This is a genomic window from Streptosporangium sp. NPDC002607, assembly GCF_053592655.1.
Genome location: NZ_JBSFWD010000016.1, coordinates 154,625 through 172,775, shown reverse-complemented (window position 1 = coordinate 172,775; position 18,151 = coordinate 154,625). Strand labels below are relative to the sequence as shown.

Annotated in this window: 17 protein-coding genes; 9 read left to right on the top strand and 8 right to left on the bottom strand. The window is 68.9% G+C overall.

Annotation, left to right across the window (positions count from 1 at the left end):
• Positions 1-263 precede the first annotated feature (263 nt).
• The 3 genes from ACWD3H_RS20235 to ACWD3H_RS20225 all read left to right on the top strand — a co-directional run bounded on the left by ACWD3H_RS20235 (position 264) and on the right by ACWD3H_RS20225 (position 4,432).
• Positions 264-1,472 carry an ROK family transcriptional regulator gene (locus ACWD3H_RS20235; protein WP_355567851.1) on the top strand — a complete coding sequence of 403 codons (1,209 nt, stop codon included), beginning with the start codon at positions 264-266 and terminating at the stop codon, positions 1,470-1,472.
• 506 nt (positions 1,473-1,978) lie between these two features.
• Complete coding sequence (locus ACWD3H_RS20230) at positions 1,979-3,382, top strand: M14 family zinc carboxypeptidase (RefSeq protein WP_355567854.1); 1,404 nt, start codon at positions 1,979-1,981, stop codon at positions 3,380-3,382.
• 159 nt (positions 3,383-3,541) lie between these two features.
• Positions 3,542-4,432, top strand: coding sequence for a MurR/RpiR family transcriptional regulator (locus ACWD3H_RS20225; protein ID WP_350958793.1), 891 nt, complete (start codon positions 3,542-3,544; stop codon positions 4,430-4,432).
• 29 nt (positions 4,433-4,461) lie between these two features.
• On the opposite strand, the gene ACWD3H_RS20220 is transcribed toward ACWD3H_RS20225, so the two are convergent.
• Both ACWD3H_RS20220 and ACWD3H_RS20215 read right to left on the bottom strand, forming a co-directional pair.
• Positions 4,462-5,109, bottom strand: coding sequence for a response regulator (locus tag ACWD3H_RS20220; protein ID WP_451956061.1), 648 nt, complete (start codon positions 5,107-5,109; stop codon positions 4,462-4,464).
• Positions 5,110-5,113: 4 nt separating this feature from the next.
• A complete protein-coding gene (locus tag ACWD3H_RS20215; protein WP_451956060.1) occupies positions 5,114-6,247 on the bottom strand; it encodes a sensor histidine kinase in 1,134 nt (377 codons plus the stop codon).
• A gap of 160 nt (positions 6,248-6,407) precedes the next feature.
• On the opposite strand from ACWD3H_RS20215, the gene ACWD3H_RS20210 reads away from it, so the two are divergent.
• Positions 6,408-7,121, top strand: a complete 714-nt coding sequence (locus ACWD3H_RS20210; protein WP_451956059.1) for an ABC transporter ATP-binding protein — start codon at positions 6,408-6,410, stop codon at positions 7,119-7,121.
• Positions 7,118-7,939: a hypothetical protein gene (locus ACWD3H_RS20205; protein WP_451956058.1), complete on the top strand. Its 822-nt coding sequence runs from the start codon at positions 7,118-7,120 to the stop codon at positions 7,937-7,939. The genes ACWD3H_RS20210 and ACWD3H_RS20205 overlap by 4 nt, the downstream gene beginning before the upstream one ends.
• Before the next feature lie 130 nt (positions 7,940-8,069).
• Here ACWD3H_RS20205 and ACWD3H_RS20200 read toward each other — a convergent pair whose 3' ends face one another.
• Genes ACWD3H_RS20200 through ACWD3H_RS20190 form a run of 3 tightly spaced genes read right to left on the bottom strand, consistent with a single transcriptional unit; the run spans position 8,070 to position 10,353 of the window.
• Positions 8,070-8,702 carry a maleylpyruvate isomerase family mycothiol-dependent enzyme gene (locus ACWD3H_RS20200; RefSeq protein ID WP_355567870.1) on the bottom strand — a complete coding sequence of 211 codons (633 nt, stop codon included), beginning with the start codon at positions 8,700-8,702 and terminating at the stop codon, positions 8,070-8,072.
• A gap of 26 nt (positions 8,703-8,728) precedes the next feature.
• On the bottom strand, positions 8,729-10,000 hold the full coding sequence (locus ACWD3H_RS20195) for an RNA polymerase sigma factor (protein ID WP_451956057.1): 1,272 nt from the start codon (positions 9,998-10,000) through the stop codon (positions 8,729-8,731).
• Between the two features lie 5 nt (positions 10,001-10,005).
• Positions 10,006-10,353, bottom strand: coding sequence for a YciI family protein (locus ACWD3H_RS20190; RefSeq protein ID WP_451956056.1), 348 nt, complete (start codon positions 10,351-10,353; stop codon positions 10,006-10,008).
• A gap of 492 nt (positions 10,354-10,845) precedes the next feature.
• On the opposite strand from ACWD3H_RS20190, the gene ACWD3H_RS20185 reads away from it, so the two are divergent.
• From ACWD3H_RS20185 to ACWD3H_RS20175, 3 genes are all read left to right on the top strand, one after another.
• Positions 10,846-11,040: a DUF5999 family protein gene (locus ACWD3H_RS20185; protein WP_451956055.1), complete on the top strand. Its 195-nt coding sequence runs from the start codon at positions 10,846-10,848 to the stop codon at positions 11,038-11,040.
• The gene (locus ACWD3H_RS20180; protein WP_451956054.1) at positions 11,024-11,587 is read left to right on the top strand and encodes an ATP-binding protein; all 564 of its coding nucleotides are present in this window, start codon (positions 11,024-11,026) and stop codon (positions 11,585-11,587) included. The genes ACWD3H_RS20185 and ACWD3H_RS20180 overlap by 17 nt, the downstream gene beginning before the upstream one ends.
• A 521-nt stretch (positions 11,588-12,108) precedes the next feature.
• Complete coding sequence (locus ACWD3H_RS20175) at positions 12,109-13,458, top strand: phytase (protein WP_451956053.1); 1,350 nt, start codon at positions 12,109-12,111, stop codon at positions 13,456-13,458.
• A gap of 185 nt (positions 13,459-13,643) precedes the next feature.
• Here ACWD3H_RS20175 and ACWD3H_RS20170 read toward each other — a convergent pair whose 3' ends face one another.
• Positions 13,644-14,114: a MarR family winged helix-turn-helix transcriptional regulator gene (locus tag ACWD3H_RS20170; protein WP_355569203.1), complete on the bottom strand. Its 471-nt coding sequence runs from the start codon at positions 14,112-14,114 to the stop codon at positions 13,644-13,646.
• A gap of 75 nt (positions 14,115-14,189) precedes the next feature.
• On the opposite strand from ACWD3H_RS20170, the gene ACWD3H_RS20165 reads away from it, so the two are divergent.
• On the top strand, positions 14,190-16,283 hold the full coding sequence (locus tag ACWD3H_RS20165) for an MMPL family transporter (protein WP_451956052.1): 2,094 nt from the start codon (positions 14,190-14,192) through the stop codon (positions 16,281-16,283).
• A 110-nt stretch (positions 16,284-16,393) separates the two neighbouring features.
• On the opposite strand, the gene ACWD3H_RS20160 is transcribed toward ACWD3H_RS20165, so the two are convergent.
• Together ACWD3H_RS20160 and ACWD3H_RS20155 are read right to left on the bottom strand one after the other, a co-directional pair.
• A complete protein-coding gene (locus tag ACWD3H_RS20160) occupies positions 16,394-16,891 on the bottom strand; it encodes a hypothetical protein (protein WP_451956051.1) in 498 nt (165 codons plus the stop codon).
• An 85-nt stretch (positions 16,892-16,976) separates the two neighbouring features.
• Positions 16,977-18,107: a NucA/NucB deoxyribonuclease domain-containing protein gene (locus ACWD3H_RS20155; RefSeq protein ID WP_451956050.1), complete on the bottom strand. Its 1,131-nt coding sequence runs from the start codon at positions 18,105-18,107 to the stop codon at positions 16,977-16,979.
• Positions 18,108-18,151: the final 44 nt, after the last annotated feature.

Genomic DNA, 18,151 nt, shown 5'->3' with positions numbered 1-18,151 from the left:
CCCACCTGTGGGCCCCCCCCCCTCTCCGTCGTGTCCGCGCCGCCCCCCCTCCTCCTGCCGGGCCCCCGTCCGCGGTCTTTTCCGCCGGCTCGTCAGTGCGGTGCGAGCAGGCGGCCGACGCCCGGTCGACCGCGTCCGGGGCCGGATGTTCCTCCACCGCGCCCACGAACGACCTGACGATTCCGCGGAGTGCGCTAAGAATCTAGAATCATCATTGTCGTCAAGCACAACGGCGGCAGCCCCGAGTCGTCAGGATCCCCACGATGCTGAAAGCCGGTCCGTCCCAGGAGGAGATCCGCCAGCACAATCTGGGCACCCTGCTCCGGCATGTTCACCTCGGCGGCCCGGTCTCCCGCACGGTGCTGGCCGATCGGATGGGGCTGAACCGCAGCACGATCATGGCGTTGACCTCGGAGCTCACCTCGGCGGGCCTGGTCCGCGAGGAACTCCCCAAGGAGACCGGCAGGGCGGGCCGGCCGTCGCTGGTGGTCCGGCCGGAGTCCGACCGGGTGTACGTACTGGCGTTTGACGTCGCCGTGGACCGGTTGGTCGCCGCCAGGGTCGGGCTGGGCGGGAAGATCCTGGACCGCAGGGAGGCGGTCCGGGCACGCGCCGGGGCCGACCTCGACGACGTGGTCGAGGTGCTCGCCGGGTTGGCCCGCCGGATACACCGTGAGGCGGCTCCGGACTCGATCTGCGTCGGAGTCGGCGCGGCCTACTGCGGCATGATCCGGCCCGGTGACGGGATGGTGCGTTTCGGGCCGAACATGGGCTGGGTGGACCAGGCCTTCGGTGCCGAACTCGGCCTCAGGCTGGGGCTCGGGCTGCCGGTCTCCGTGGGCAACGAGGCCCACCTGGGCGCGCTGGCCGAGCACGAACGCGGGGTGGGCATCGGCTTCGCGAACCTGGTCTACCTGCACGGGGATGTCGGCGTGGGTGGCGGGATCATCGTCGGCGGCAAGCTGCTGGACGGCGACGGCGGGTACGGCTGCGAGCTCGGGCACATGATAGTGAACCCGTACAACGGGCGACCCTGCGGATGCGGCTCGCGAGGCTGCCTTGAGGCGGAGGTCGGCGAGCAGGCCCTGCTCGACGCCGCCGGCCGGGCCTCCGAACTGGTCGGCCACGACGGCATACGGGCCGTGGTGGACGCCGCCGGCCGCGGCGACCTCGCGGCCCAGAACGCGCTGGACCGGATCGGCGACTGGCTCGGCATCGGGGTGGCGAACCTGATCAACCTCTTCAACCCCGGATTGGTGATCTTCGGCGGGATGCTGCGTGACATCTACCGGGGCTCGGCGGACCAGGTCCATCGCCGGGTGGCGGCCAATGGGCTGGTGATCTCCCGGGAGAAGGTACAGCTCCGCACCTCGGCTCTCGGGAACGATGTCACCCTGATCGGCGCGGCCGAACTCGCCTTCTCCGAAATACTGGCCAGCCCCCTGGAAGTACTCGCCCGTACGACGTCATGACCAGGTGTTTCTCCCTGACCGTCGTACCGATCGAGCCGCTGCCCGCGACGTCCCGGGAACCGGTCGGCCCCATTTTGTAACAGACCCTTAACCACCATATGGCCCATGTCCCGATTAACTTGGCACCCAGCGACCCACCACCGCACCTGAGCACCCGCACGACACCCCACCCGATCCGAGTCGAGGCTCACCCGCCCGGCGGCGCCCCGCCCGCTCCGGCCGCGTTTCGAAGGCATCTCTCACCCCCGACATTCCACACATGTGCGGAAATACCATCGGCACAGCTGGTTGACAACCATACATTCATGGCTAAGACTAACTGAAAGTTTGCAATCAACGGTCGATAGTCGGTTATCCAAGAGCGCTCCCGAAAGAACAGAGCGGGAAGAAGCGCGCGTTTCTGACGCCAATTCGTCCGTGGCTAGAAAGGTCCTTTCAGCATGTCTTCAAGAGACTCGCAGTCCCCCGCGACCTGGAGCGCCAAGAAACGCGTTTTGACGCTTGCGTTGAGCGTCGGACTTCTGGGAAGTCTCAGCATTCCGGCGGCCACCACCACCTTCGCCGAGTCCACCGACATCGCAGCAACCGCCCAGCTGCTGGCGGCGCAGTCAGCGACGCTGCCCAGCGGCCGGACCACCTACCGGACGATCACCGACTACAACGACGAGATGCTCGCGCTGAGCAAGCAGTACCCCGACCTCGTCAAGCACATCACGCTGCCGCACAAGACCCGCCAGGGCCGCGAGGTGTACGGCATCGAGGTGACCCGCGACGTCAACGCCTCCGACGGCAAGCCCGTCCTGTTCATGATGGGAATACACCACGGGAACGAGTGGCCCTCGGGTGAGCACACCCTGGAGTTCGCCTACGACCTGGTGAACAACTCCGGGAAGGACCCGAAGATCAAGCGCCTGCTCGACCAGGCGCGGGTCATCTTCGTCCCGGTCGTCAACGTGGACGGGTTCGTCATCAACCGGCGCACCAGCTGCGGCATCTCGCCGACGTGCGCCAGCAGCGGCGGGGTCGACCTCAACCGCAACTACCCCTTCGGCTGGGGCAGCAACGCGGGTTCCAACGTGACGAACCGCGGCCCGGCGCCGGCCTCCGAGCCCGAGGTGCGGAACATCATGGACCTGACCACGAACAACCAGGTCACCGTCCTGATCACGAACCACACCTCCGGGCACACCCTCCTCCGTCCGCCGCTGGAGAAGCGCGCGGGCGACACCCCCGACGAGGCCGTCTACGCCGCCCTGACCGACGCGATGGCCGCCAAGAACGGCTACGTGGGCATGAAGTCGGGCTTCGACTACGAGACGACCGGCGAGACCCCGGACTGGTCGTACTACGCCACCCGCGGCCTCGGTTTCACGTACGAGATCATGAAGACCCAGTCGACCAACAACACCTACCCCGAGGTGATCGAGGACTACCTCGGCACCGGTCGCTACGAGGGCAAGTCGAACCGTGAGGCGTTCCTGGTGGCCCTGGAGTACGCGGCGGACCCGGCGGGACACTCCGTGATCACGGGCAAGGCGCCGAAGGGCGCGGTTCTGACGATCACGAAGGACTTCGACCTGTGGACCGCGCCGATCCGGCAGACGAGCACTGTCCTCGACCCGCCCCAGGCGGTCCCCACCCACCTGGAGTCCAGCCTGGTCGCCCCGACCAACGGCAAGTTCACCTGGCACGTCAACCCGTCGGTGCGGCCGGTCCCGGCCTACACCGAGAACGGTGTCGTCGCCACCGGCCCGGGCAACTTCCTCCAGGAGAGCTGGACGCTCACCTGTGCCCGTCCGAACGGTGAGGTCCTTGAGACGGTGAAGGTCACCGTCGACAGGGGCGAGCAGGTCGATGTGCGGCTGCAGGAGTGCAAGACCCGCTTCAACGGCAACGGCCCGAAGCACTGAGCGCGCCCCGATAAGCCGGGCGGTCCCCTGTGGGGGCCGCCCGGCGCCGCTTTCGCCCCACACTCTTGAAGTCATGCGGCCAAAACCCGATCACCTTGCCCGCCGGGCGGTGAGAATCATCGCTGAGTCCGTCACTCCGCGGGGAAGGGAAGTTCAAGAATGGGGCACGCCAGAGAGACCGGCCAGCCGCTCGCCGTGCCGGACGCGTCGCGGATCGCCGCGAACCTGCGCGGGCTCTTCGACGACCACCGGCTCTCCCCCTCACAGCGCCGGATCGCGCGCTACCTGCTTGAGCACGCGCAGGAAGCCGTCTTCTTCACCAGTGCCGACATCGCCGAGCGTGTGGGCGTCAGCCAACCGTCGGTCACCCGCTTCGCCGCCGCGCTCGGATTCAGGGGGTTCCCCGAGTTCCGGGACGCGCTCCGCTCATCGGTGTTCGGCGGCGCACGGCCGGCGCTGCCCGCGGAGAACCTCAACGAGATCCAGGAGCTGGTCAACTCCGAGATCCGCGACCTTGAACGACTGCGGGACAGCCTCCGGGATCTGAGTCAGCTCCGGGAGGTGGCGGGTCAACTGGCCAGGTCGCGCCCTCTCCTCGTGATGGGACTTCGGATCTCCGCACCGCTGGCGCACCTGTTCGGCCATCTCGCGGAGAAGGTGCTCCCCGACGTACGGGTGCTGGACATCGCGGGCTCGATCGCGGAGGACCGGCTGAGCCGGGCGGCGGACTCCGGAGCCGAATGGGTGCTCGCCATCGGGTTGCCGCGCTACCCGCGCGAGCTGGAACAGGGGCTCACCTGGGCGCGTCGGGTCGGGCTGAAGATCGCCCTCATCACCGACCAGCCGGTGGGCCGGCTCACCGAGCTCGCGGACGAGGTCCTGCTCGCACCGGTGAGCTCTGATTTCGCCTTCGACTCCCACGCCGGTCCCACGGTTCTGTGCACCGCGCTGCTCCACACCATGCTGGACACCCTGTCCACCGAAGGACAGACCCGGCTGGAGTCCTTCGACGACAGCGCGACGGAACGCCAGATCTTCCTCCCCTACTGAAGACACTGAACGGGGTCGCTCATTCACGTTCAGCGGAGATCGGCGTCGCGCACCTTCATGGCGACCTGGACACGGTTGTCGGCCCCCAGCTTGGCGAAGATCCGGGTGATGTTCGCCTTCACCGTCGCGACGCTCATGTAGAGACGTTCGGCGATCTCGGCGTTCGAGCCGCCCCGGGCCACCTCGATCGCGACCTCGCGCTCGCGTTCGGTGAGCTTGGCCAGCTCCCGCTGCGCCTCCGCGCGCCGCGGTTCGTGCCTACCGGTGGCAGCGGCGATCACCTGGTGTGTGACGCTCGGCGACAGCACCGGCTCCCCTTTCGCCACGGCGCGGACCGCCTCGATCATCTTCGGTGGCGGCGTGTCCTTCAGCAGGAAGCCGTCGGCACCGAGCCGCAGGGCCCGGAGCACCATGTCGTCGGCGTCGAAGGTGGTGAGCACGAGGATCCGGGGCGGGTCCGGCCGGGCCAGCAGCAGCTCGGTGGTGGTCAGCCCGTCCTGGTTGGGCATCCGGATGTCCATCAACACGACATCGGGCCGCAGGTCACGGATCACGCCCATGGCCTGCAGGCCGTCCCCGGCCTCGCCGGCGAGCTCCAGGTCGGGCTCGCCACCGAGAATGAGACGCAGCCCGGTCCGTACCATCGGGTCGTCATCCACGATCACCAGTCGGATCACAGTGTCAAGCCTCCCATGGCAGCCGGACGTCGAGGACGAAGCGCCCGTTCTGGACGGCATGGCTGATGGTGCCACCGGCCATCCGGGTCCGTTCGGCCAGACCGACCAGCCCCAGCCTCCCGCCGGGGCCTGCGGACGTCCCGGCCGGCGCCGGGTTGCTCACCCGAATTCGCAGACCGTCACCCGGCCGCCCGCCGAGCTCGGCCGTCACCCGGCTGCCCGGCGCGTGCTTGCGCGCATTGGTGAGGGCCTCCTGCACGATCCGGTACGCGTGCCGGCCGGTCTGCGTCGGCAGCAGTTCCCGGTTGTCGATGGTGTCGTCCACCTCGACCTGCTGGCCGGCGGCGCGCACCTCGTCGAACAGGGCATCCACGTGGGCCAGGTTCGGCTGCGGGGCCTCCAGGGCGCCGTCGGACCGGAGCGTGCCGAGCACGCCGCGTAGTTCGTTCAGCGACTGGTGTGCGTTCTCCTGGATGGCCAATGCGGTCTCGCGGGTCTCCTCGGCAGTGAGGTCGGTCCGGTACGCCAGGCCGCCGGCGAGCATCGACAACAGGGAGATGCGGTGAGCCAGGACGTCATGCATCTCCTGGGCGATCTTGGCCCGTTCCGCCAGCTTGGCCTGCTCGATCCGCTGCAGCTGTTCGCGCCCCGCGGCCAGTGCCGCCTCTCGCTGTGAGACGGCCAGGTCACGACGCCCGCGCAGGTACAGGCCGAAGACGATCAGCCCGCCGAGGATGACGGTTCCGGTCACCACGGAGACGACGGTCGCCTGGTTGACGCCGTTCCAGCTGGAACGTGCCACCAGGCACAGCCAGGACACGACCGTGACCGGGATGAACTGGCGCCACCGACGATGCGTTCCCAGGGACACGTACGCGACCTGGGCGGGGCCGGTCGCCGTGGTGGAGAAAACGGTCAGCAGAGCGGTCGCCAGCGCGATCGGCCACGGCCGGCGACGCCGCCAGCGGATCAGAACCAGCCCGATCACGCCGAGCCCCACATCGGCCAGCGCCCATGCGAGCCGGTCACGGTCCCGGGAGACGATCACGACCAGGACGACGCCGTAGAACAGCATCGGCAGCACGGCACACAGGTAGCGCAGCGCGATGCCCAGCTGATTCTCCGTACGGTCGTCCACAGCCCACAGCTTATGGAGCAGCGGGCCGATGCCTTAGCGACCTGGGTCGATATCCAGGTGGCCACAGGTCGAGAACCGGGGAGAGGAATCCGGCCCCGCGTCCGGTGGCCCTCGACCTGGGTTCGATGGCCTGTGGCCGCACATCCGATGGACTGGATCCGTGATCGAATTCAGCCACGTCAGCAAGGTCTACAGAGGTGTCAAGGCACTCGACGACGTGTCCTTCGCCGTCGGAGCAGGGAGCATCACCGGCTTTCTCGGGCCCAACGGCGCCGGAAAGTCGACGGCCGTGCGCATCCTGGTCGGGCTCTCCCGCGCCACCTCGGGCTCGGCCACCGTGCTGGGCCGGCCGTACACCGAGCTGGACTGCCCGGGTTCCCAGGTCGGCACGCTGCTCGACGCAGGCGCCCAGCATCCCGGCCGCACCGGGCGGGAGATCCTGACCCTGGGCGCGATGACGCTCGGCCTGCCGAGGTCGCGGGTCGACGAGGTCCTCGACCTGGTCGGGCTGACCGGCCGGGAGAGCCGGCGGACTGCCGGCGGCTACTCGCTCGGCATGAGGCAGCGTCTCGGCATCGGTCACGCGCTCCTCGGCCGGCCCAGGGTGCTCATCCTGGACGAGCCCGCCAACGGTCTCGACCCCCAAGGCATCCAGTGGATGCGTGGGCTGCTCCGTGGCCTCTCCGGCTCGGGTTGCTCCGTGCTGCTCAGCTCGCACCTGCTGCATGAGGTGGAGCAGGTCGCCGACCACATCGTGATGATCGGCCGCGGCCGCGTCCTCGCCCAGGGCACCGTCGGCGAGCTCGGCCAGGGCCGGAGCCTCGAACAGACCTTCCTCGAACTGACCGCGAACGCCGACCGGAGCCCCGAATGACCTCCTCCCAGAAAGACTCGATGAACGGCACCAGGACGGACGACGCCAGGGGTGTCGGCTCGAAGAGCACGGACGTCCATCGGCCCCGGACACCGATTCCGTTCCGCCGGCTGCTGTCGGTCGAGACCCGCAAGCTCTTCGACACCCGCAGCAGCAAGATCATGACCGCGGGCCTGGCCACCCTGGTGATCGCGTCCATCATCGGTCGCGGCGTCGTCTCCGGTCCGGAGCTGCACACCTTGGTCGGCACCGCCGGAATCGGACTCGGGACCTTGCTCCCCGTGCTCGGCATCCTTACGGTGACCGGCGAATGGAGCCACCGCACCGCCCTGACCACCTTCGTGCTCGAACCCCGGCGCCGGCGGGTGCTGGCCGCCAAGTGCCTGCCGCCGTTGATCACGGCCGTGGCCGCCTCCCTGTTCGCGATGCTGGTCGCGGTGCCGGTGACGGCTGTCATCGCCGGTGTTCAGAACGTCCCGGCCGGCTGGGAGGTCGCGCCCCTCGCCCTGCTCGGCTGGACCGGGACGAACGTCCTCGTGGTCGCGATGGGGCTCGCCGTGGGCATGCTGCTGCTGAACGCACCGGCCGCGATCGTGATCTGCCTGTCGACCCCGATCCTGTGGGCCGTGGTCGGCAGGCTCGGCGCCGTCGGCGAGGTCTTGGTCGAGTGGTTCGACCTGAACACCACCGTCACTCCCCTGATGGCCGGCGACATGACCGGTGGCGACGCCGCTCGGCTGGCCGTGTCGACGATCTTCTGGATCGTCATCCCGATGACGGCCGGCGCGGTGCGCGTGATCCACAGGGAGGTGAACTGACCCAGCGCTGGGTGATCAGCCTGGCTCCGGCCCGGCTCTCCTTCGCCCACCCACCGGCTTCCGAGGTCGGCGGACCCGGACGCTCGTGCACCATGTTCAACCGTCGATACCCGCACCTCGACACGCGTGCCTACAGCGTGGCCGCGATTCGCTCGACGCCCGGCCCGGACAGGCCCGCGAGTCCGGCGGCTCGTCCGGTCGCCAGCAGGAGCAGGTCGGCCGCCGGCCCTCGAACCTCGTCCGGCCCCTCGCCCGCCGACCAGTCCAGGTCGGTGGCGACCGGCCGCGTGCCGCGGAAGCGCTTGCGGGCGCCGTAGAAGAAACTGCGCCAGACGTGATCGAGCGCCGCGACCGTCCGCTCCGCGGGCATCTCCCGCGCCCGCCCGAGCGGTCGCGCGATGTCCTGCCCGTGCACCAGCGCGTCGGTGAGCGGGTCCAACGGGGCGGAACCCGGCGCGCGACGAGGCGAGCCCGCCGTCTCGCGGAACTGCGCGATGAGCTCCGCGGGCCCGAACCGGGCCGCCCGTTCCCGTGCCAGGTCGGCCTCCATCCGCTCCCAGTCGCCGCGTGCCCGGATCATGCCCTTGATCGTGCCGAGGAGCGTGGTGCGCGTGGACAGCGTCAGGTGCGCGGCCACGTCGTGCACGGTCCAGCCGGAGCAGAGGGAGGCCGCCTTCCACTCGTGATCGTCGAGGTCATCGAGGAAGTCGGCGAGGCTGAGCCGTTCGGCCTTCACCCAGGCGAGGATCTCGTCACGGTCCATGTCCAACTCTCCTTGTTCTCCAACCGTCAGGTGTCGGCCGGACCTGCCGTCGTGACCGCGCTCAGCCTGCCCCGCAGGTGGGCACGTTCGGGTTCGGTGCCGGCCAGGTCGAGCGCCTCCCGGTAGGCCGCCGCGGCCTCTGGGAACCGGCCGAGCCGGCACAGCAGATCCGCCCGGGCCGCCGGGTAGGGGTGGTAACCGCGCAGTCGCGGCTCGGCTGCCAACTCGTCGAGCAGCGCCAGGCCCGTCTCCGGCCCGTCGCGCATCGCCACCGCCGCGGCCCGGTTCAGCGCGACGACCGGGGACGGCGCGAGAGCGAGCAGCACGTCGTAGAGCGCCACGATCTGCGGCCAGTCGGTGGTCGCGACGTCCGCGGCCTCGTCGTGCAGAGCGGCGATCGCGGCCTGAACCCCGTACAGGCCGGGTGGACCACCGGTCAGCGCGACGAGTACCAGGCCGCGGCCCTCCTCGATCATCACGCGGTCCCAGCGGCCGCGGTCCTGGTCATCGAGCAGCACGAGCTCGCCGCCCGGACCGCTCCGGGCATCGCGTCGCGCATGGACCAGCAGCATCAGCCCGAGCAGTCCGGCGACCTCCCGCTCGGCGGGTAGCAACCGGTGCAGGATCCGCGCCAGCCTGATGGCCTCCTCGGCGAGGTCGAGCCGCTGCAGATCCGAGCCCGAGCTGGCCGCGTACCCCTCGGTGAAGATCGAATAGATGACCTGGAGCACCCCCGGCAGGCGCTCCGGCAATTCGTCGGCGCCGGGCACCCGGAACGGGATGCGGGCCTCGCGGATCTTCTTCTTCGCCCGCACGATCCGCTGGGCCATCGTCGCGGGCGGGACGAGAAAGGCCCGTGCGACCTCGGACGTCGTCAGGTCGGCCAGGCAGCGCAGGGTCAGGGCCACGCGATCGTCGGCGGGAAGGGCCGGGTGGGCACAGGTGAAGAACAGTTGCAGCCGCTCGTCAGGAAGATCGCTGTTCGCGTCCGCGGATGGGGCGGGGTCCGCCCGATCCGCCTCCACCTGCAGGATGGCGAGCCGGGCGGCGTAGGCCTGGTCCCGCCGCAGCCGGTCGACGGCCCGGCGCCGGGCCGTCGTCAGCAGCCAGGCCCCGGGCCTGGCCGGAACGCCCTCGACCGGCCAGTGCACCAGCGCCGCCTCGACGGCCTCGGAGGCGACCTCCTCGGCGAGATCGAGATCACCGAAGCGGCGGACCAGGGAGGCGAGTAGCCGGCCGTGTTCCTCACGGAACATCGACTCCACGGACGATCTGGCACCGGCGGCCCGCTCGTCCATCGGGGTCAGACCTCGAACTCGGCGACCGGCCGCACCACGACCGATCCGCCGTCGCGCGATCCGGGGCAGCGGGCGGCCCAGTCGAGCGCGACGTCGAGGTTCGGTACGTCGATGATGTCGTAGCCGCCGAGGATCTCGCGGGTCTCGGCGAACGGCCCGTCCGTGGTCACGGTCCGCTCACCTGCCGGGCCGACCCGGACCGTCGTGGCGGTGGTCAGATCCTTCAGCGCGTGCCCGGTGACCCAGATTCCCGCCTCTTTCAGCGCCTTGTCATAGCGCGCCCACTCCTCGAAGTCGCACTGGTCGGCCCCGTCGGTCGTCGCGGCACCGTAGATCAGCAACATGTACTTCATGACCCGACTCTCTCTATGTCCTCGCGCGGCGGGTTGCCGTACAACATGACGACGAATGGGACACGGTCAGATCGACACATCTCCCGAAGTTTTCCGGCACCTTCCGCCCCGGCTCTCCAGGGCAGCGCCGCCTCCGTTCGCAGAACTCCTCTCACCACCGGGATGTTCCGAGAGACACCCCTGACCTAGGCAAACGATCTACCTGGCGACTCGGCGCGCGAACCCGAACCGTCCGTCAACGACAGGACAACGCAGAGTTACGAATCCAGGATGGCGGCAGGCCGCGGACGGCGTATTGCAGTTAGCGGGTATGCCGGGACTGCCGTTGGCACGGGGCCCGAATGGGTGCTGCCAGCGCAGACAACGGACGGCGGGCGCGGCATCGTAGGAAGCGAAAGCAGCTCACTGGACCGGAACGCCGGCGATGACCGTCAAGCCGGAGCCGGTGTCCTTCGAAAACTCCTGCGATCGTCAAGGATCGAGGTAACGGTCATGTGTCAGCACAAGCCTCCGTGCCCGCCCGCGAACGCCCCTGATCACGACGCGGCCCGCCTCGTGTCGTTCCATCCCGAACAGGGATGGGGGCTGCTCTGCAACGGTGTGGTGCTGTTCGACGACACCGGCGAGCTTCTGCCCGACGGGCGCAGCATCCCCGCTCACCGGGATTCCTATGCGCAGGCGGCCTGAACTCGCGTGCCGCCGGTGTCCCGCGGCACCCGGCTGGTCGGCCTCCCCGGCCCGGCCGGGGAACGGCCGTCCGGGGGGATGGCACCGGCTATGGCGGCTCCTTCGTGGACTCGGCGAGCCCGTGGCCCGAGCCGTCCGCACGGCGCGCATCCGGCGGGCCTCATGGACGCTGTCGCCCGACGTCTCGTCAACGCCCATGGCGCGGCATCTCGTCCGCGCCCAGCTCACCGACTGGGGATACGACGGGGAGAGCGACATCGCCGAACTGCTCGTCAGCGAGCTGGTCACCAATGCCCTGCTCCACGGACGGGGGGTACCGGTCATCACCCTTTCCTTCCGGGAAGGCACGCTGCGCTGCGAGGTCGAGGACGAGAATCCGGCCCTGCTCCAGGTGCGCGAGGAACCCGACAACGACGAGGACGGCCGCGGCCTGCTCCTCGTCGACATGCTGTCCCGTTCCTGGGGCACCGACCGCACGCGCACGGGAAGGCCCGGAAAGGCCGTCTGGTTCGAGTTGCCCGCCCACCCGGCGTGCCCGGCTTCTTGACCGGCCATCCGCGATGATGATCGACGGCTCGGGGACCACGGTGAGGGTCCCCCGGCTACCCGCCCTACGCCGGACGGCGCCGTACCCGAGGATACGATTCGCTGAGGCCAGGAGCGAAGCTCCCGCCGGGCGGTACAAGCTGGACGACAGTGATGCGGGCTGGGGTGTCGTCGGCGGGAAGGGGCCGGCGCTCGTCCTGTCGTTGAGTGACGGCCGACGGTTCGTCTACTCCACGCGCGAAGCGGAGACGGCGGCCGCGCTGGTCAACGGATGGCTGAGCAGGCAGCGACATTCGCCAGGGTCGCTCTGCACACCGGAGCCTCCGAAGAGGAAGCACTCGTCGCAGCCCGGAAGACGTTGCTCGCCATGCGAGCCTGAGTGGCAGCCTCCCGCCCCGATACCTCGCACTGCGGCATGGCCGCAGCCGACGACGTCCTCCCCACATGACGAGTTCCAGAGTTCAACTGGCAGCTATCCACCGGTCAGATCCGCGGCAATCTTCGTCGGGCACGCTCGAACACGTGACTCACATCCTGAAAGCCGCACTGTCGGTTGGCACAGTTGCCGCCGCCCTGCTCGCCGCCTCCCCCGCGGCGGCCTTTCCCGCCGTTGAGCATCGGGGCGACCCCGCAGTCGTGACGACGGACAACGAGACGCCTGCCCTTTATGACGACGAAGAGGGAGGCAACGCCTCCGGTGACGACCCCGCGATCTGGGTCCACCCGAAGGACTCCCACAAGTCGATCGTGATCGTGACCGCCAAGGAGGGGGGCCTGCGCGTCTACGACATGAAATCCCGGGAGCTCCAGTCACTGGCCGCGACCGAGGCCCCGCGGGCCGACACGGCCAAAGGCCGGTACAACAACGTCGACATCGCCTACGACATCACACTCGCCGGCCGCGTGGTCGATGTCGCGGTCGTCTCGGACCGCTACAACGACCAGCTCCGGTTCTTCGTCATCGACCCGGCCGGCGCCGCGGCGCGTACGCCGCTGACCGAGGTCACCGCGGCTGATCAGCGGTTCCTGTTCAACCCTGACCGTGAAGCCGTCGACGAGGAGCACACGGCGTACGGACTCGCCGTCTGGCAGCCGAAGCGCGGTGAGACGTATGCCGTCGTCACCCAGGAAGGTGCCACGACCCTCGCGACCGCGCGCATCGTCGAGATCGACGGCAAGCTCGGCTACACGAACGTCAGGAAACTGACGATGCCGAGCACCTTCAAGCTGCCGGACGGTTCGACCTGGTCCCCGTGTGCGGAGCCGGGCGTACTGCCGCAGTTCGAGGGTGTCGCGGTGGACCAGAAGTCGGGCGTTCTCTATGCCGCGCAGGAGGATGTCGGCCTGTGGCGGCTGCGGCTGCCGCTCGGCTCGGGCGGGCAGCCGACGCTCATCGACAAGGTCACCGACTTCGGCATCCACGACGCCTACGACAAGGAGTCCGAAGAGTGCCGGCCGATCGACCCGAAGGCCAAGGGGTTCGGCGGCAACCGGCTCACGGCTGACGCCGAGGGCGTCGACATCTACTACGGCCCGGGCTCGACCGGATACGTCATCGTGTCGAGCCAGGGAGACGACACGTTCGCGGTCTACGACCGGCAGGGCAAGAACGCTCCGCTGGGCAGCTTCCGGGTCAAGGGCGCCAAGGGAGCCGACGACGTCAACGGCTCCGACGGGCTTGCCGTGACGAACCGTCCCGTCGGTGACTACCGCCAAGGCCTGCTGGTCACGCACGACGAGCCCGAGACCGGGCCCGACGTCGACGACGAACGCGACGCCACGAACTTCTCCTATGTCTCGTGGGGTGAGATCGCCAACGCTCTGTCGCTCAAGGTGACCACGAAGGCCGGAAACGACCCGCGGTTCCGCTGAGGCGGACTGCCGCAGACCGATCGCGCGAATCAGGGACGCTCTCGGCTGACAAAGATCTCAATCGAAACGCCTCGGGGCATGGTCCCCGAGGCGTTTCCGTTTTCCGCTCGGTCGATCCCCGGTAGCCCCCGGAATCTCTGCAGCACCTCAACGCAACCGTTCGGCCCGCGCACTCGAAGACAAGGTCAGGAAGAACCCGACTCGGCTCGCAACACGCCAAGTTCCCCGTTCATAGCGTCGAGAAAGGCTGCCACGGTGCGCAACTCCTCCGGGCTGAAACGCCGCAGGGCGTTGTCCGTGCCACGGCCGAGCGGACCGAAGAAGGCCGCGGCGAATTCCTTCGCCGCGTCGAGGTAGTGCAGGTGGACCACGCGCCGGTCGTGCACGTCGCGAACCCGGCGGATGTGCCCGGCCCGCTCCAGCCGGTCGAGGCACGCGGTGACGGCACCCGACGTGAGGTTCAACTCCTCCCGCAGCCGACCTGGAGTGATCGGCGACGGAGCGTCAAAGATCTTCATGAGGGCCTGGACATCTGTGGTGTGCAGCCCCTGCTCGTGGGCGAACTCATGGGCGATGCGGTTGAACTCGGCGGTCATCCGGCGCAGTCGTACCGCGAAGGACTGCAGGTCGATGCCTACCTCGCTATCGCCGTTCATGCCGTCATGCTACATTAACTCAACAATTAAGTATCTCAATAATAGAGTTATATGACATCGCGGAAAGGTGATCTCATGGCGCGGCAACCGATCCGCTGGCTTGTTCCGGCACTGCTGGTGCTGGTCTGGCTGGCCGTCGGCGGAGGGCTGGGGCCGTTCGCCGGCAAGCTCACCGAGGTGTCCACCAACGACCAGGCCGCGTTCCTGCCACAGAGTGCGGAGTCGACGCGCGTACTGGAAGTGCAGGAGAGGTTCCGCCAGGGTGAGACGCAGCCACTCATCGTGGTGTGGACCGCGGACGGGAAGGACATCGCTCCCGAGCAGAGCGCCGCGGCGACCCGGACGCTCGCCTCGCTGCGCGGCACGGCGGGCGTCGTCGGGACGCCCACGCCCGCCATCGGATCGGACGACGGCCAGGCGCTGCGGGGCGTGGTCCAGCTCAGCCCCGACCTCGAGGGCTCGCTCGGGGAGACCCTGGACCGGATCGGCTCGGCGGTGGCGGTCGACGGCCTTCGGGCTCAGCTCGCGGGACCGGCGGCCACCCGGGCCGACCTGTCCGGCGCTTTCGCCGGGATCGACGGCCTGCTTCTCGGGGTGGCGCTGATCACCGTGTTGATCATTCTGCTGGCGGTGTACCGAAGCCTGCTGTTGCCGCTCGTCATCATCACCGGCGCGGTCTTCGCACTGGGCCTGGCATGCGCCGTGGTGTACCTCCTGGCCGACCGCGGCATCGTCCGGGTCGACGGCCAGGTGCAGGGCATCCTGTTCATCCTGGTCATCGGCGCGGCCACCGACTACGCGTTGCTGCTGACCGCCCGCTTCCAGGAGGAACTGGCCACGACCGGCGACCGCTTCGCCGCAGGCCGCGTCGCGCTGCGGCGCTCGTTCGAGCCGATCGTCGCCAGTGCCGCCACGGTGGCCCTGGCTCTGCTCGCGCTGCTGCTCAGCAACCTGACCAACAACCGCGCACTCGGCCCGGTGGGCGCCATCGGCATCGTGTGCGCCGCCCTCAGCGCGCTCACCTTCCTGCCCGCGGCTCTCGTCCTGCTGGGTCGCGCCGCCCTGTGGCCGGCGAAGCCGCGTCCGGCAGGCGCCGAGGCCCGCGGGATCTGGGGCCGGGTGGCCACCCTGGTCGACCGCCATCCGCGCCGCCTCTGGATCGCCACCATCCTGCCTCTCATCGGCCTCGCCCTCTTCGCGCCGCAACTGAACGCCAGAGGTGTGCCGCTGGACGAGACCTTCGTGAACGACGCGCCGTCGGTGGCGGCACAGGCGACGCTGAGCGAGCACTTCCCCGGAGGCTCGGGGCAGCCCGCGGTCATCGTCGTCCCCGCCGGGCGTGCCGCGGCCGTGGAGAAGACGGCCCATGGCGTCGAGGGCGTGTCCGACACCGCGGCGGTGACCCGGAGCGGACGACCGGGCGACACCCCCAAGATCGTCGATGGACTCGTGCTGGTGGAGGCGACGTTGAACGACGCGCCGGACGGCGACGCCGCCCAGGACACGGTCAAGCGCCTGCGTGCCGCGCTCGCCGCCGAGAACGGTGTCATGATCGGCGGGTACAGCGCCCAGCGATACGACACGACGGAGACCGCGAAGAACGACACGCTGCTCATCGTCCCGGTCGTCCTGGTGATCATCCTGCTCATCCTGATCGTCCTGCTGCGCTCGCTGGTGACGCCTGTACTCCTGGTGGTCACCGTGGCGCTGAACTTCCTGGCCACCCTCGGCGTCTCCGCGCTGGTCTTCACGCATGTGTTCGGATTCACCGGCAGTGACGCGTCCGTACCGCTGTACGGCTTCGTCTTCCTGGTCGCGCTGGGGGTGGACTACAACATCTTCCTCATGTCCAGGGTGCGCGAGGAAACCGCGCACCACGGGGCGCGAGAGGGTGTGCTGCGCGGGCTGGTCACCACCGGCGGGGTGATCACCTCGGCGGGCGTCGTGCTCGCCGCCACCTTCGCCGCGCTGGTGGTGATCCCCCTGGCCTTCCTCGTCCAGACAGCCTTCATCGTCGCCTTCGGCGTCCTGCTCGACACCCTGGTGGTGCGGTCCCTGCTGGTCCCGGCGCTGGTACGGGATCTGGACACGCGGGCTTGGTGGCCCAGCCGCCTGGGCCGTGCCGGGGTAGGGCAGACCTCCCGGGAACTGACCGGGGCGTCAAGGTGATACCCGGCGGGCGCCTGCCCCCGGCACAGCCCTCAGAAGGGCTGTGCCGGGGGCGGGGTGGTCGGCCGGTGGTGACGTGCGAGCCACCGGCCCGGTGCCGTGGCGGCCGGTCAGCTCCGGTCGATGTACCAGTTGCCGCAGAAGCTGCCGAGTATCGCGGTGCGCGCGCAGGCCCGAACCGCGTAGTGCCGCTGCTGGCTGGTGTTCCAGTTCATGACAAGGCTGCTTTCGGAGCTGGAGAACGGACCGCATTGCTTCCAGCCGCCGTTCGCGTTCACCTGCTCGGTGGTGGGGTACATGGGCAGGCTGCTGGGCATCCCGTTCAGGCTACGGTCGACCCACACCTGCTCGCCCGAGTAGCGAGGTGAGAGCCGGGCGTAGCTGTAGTTGAAGGCGCCGCCGTTCCACAACTGGAGGGTGCGGTCGCCCAGATTGGGGCTGGAACCGTTGACGACCTGGTAGTAGTCGGGAATCCCGGACTGATCGCACTCGGATGGGGTGGCGCTCGCGGCGGAGATCGGACCGGCGACCGTGAACGCCGCTCCGATGACCACGGCAAGAAGAGCCCTCCTGAACCGCTCCGAGGTCGTCGCGTTCGTGCTTGTCATGGCTGTCCTTTCATAGGCGGATCTACGTGACGGCCGGTCCGGTACCGGGCCCGGCAGGGGAACGTGAAGGGGGCGTACCGGCGACTCAGTTGGGATCGACCCAGAAGGCATCCCGGTCCAGCAGTCGCTGGTAGCGGACGAGTGCTCCGAACTTCCCTCCCGCACCCTCGTTCTCCGCCTCGGGGACCATGGCCCGGCTGAAGGCGCCGCCGCTCGTCCAGGCGCCCTCCCAGGTACGTGCCATGGGGTATTCGTCGCATGTCTGCCCTGAGGGACGGGGCAGCGAGTCGGGGCATGCCGTGTCCCGGTTCTTCTTGGCCTTGGCCGCGTCGGCCAGCCGGTGTAGGGGCGCGGTGCCGGGTGCCCCGGGAAGCCCACCGGCCTGCGCCGTCCTGATGTGAGCGCTGACCGCCGGATAGTCGGCCAGTCCGTTGAGCGTGGGGGCGAAACTCGGTATGACGCAGCCGGCGCCGCTGAGAATCCTGTCGCAGCGAATGTCCGGCGAGGGGTAGGGGCCCTGGGTGGGCGGGAAATAATTGATCACTTCCGTGTCCCCACCCGGATGCGTCAGCTGCAGCTCATAGGTGGTGTGAACGGTGCGTTGGCCACCTTGGGGCACGTTCACCAGATGGGGTACGGGTGGGGTCAGAGACTGGGTGGAACTGTCGGGCAGTGTGATCGCAGGGCCGAAGTCGCCCGCCGTACAGCCGACGGAACAACTGGCCACCAGGCGGAAGCTGATCGCGTCATCCGGGACCAGTTCCCCCTCGGAGAAGAAGCGGACGATCGCGAAGACATCGGTGAGTTCCAGGCTGTCGTAGAACATGCCGATGAAATGGATGTAGTTCACGGTGGTGCGGCCGAGCAGAAGCCCTGTGGTGGTGTCGTAGACGCTGACGGTCGCGTAGTTGATCAGGCAGGCGGCGAATCGCCTGGTCTTCCACGCGCTCTTCGACTGATCGTCAGGGGGGTCGATGCACCAGCCGGGCAGGGGTGGTGGGTCGGCGGCGGCGCTCGTCGAACTCAGGACCGATCTGCCGGGCCGTTGCGCCACCGGCGCGACACACAGCACCTTCCTCTTGCCTTGACGGGCGAGTGACGGGAATCGATCACGGATGTGATCGCAGCCGGTCTGCGTCATCACTGTGGTGGTGGCGTGCGCGCCGACACTCTGCGCCGAGACCGTCATCGACGCGCACAGCAATAGAACCGACACTGTCAGAAATGTGATTGCTCTCATGCGAATAGTGCTCATGGCTT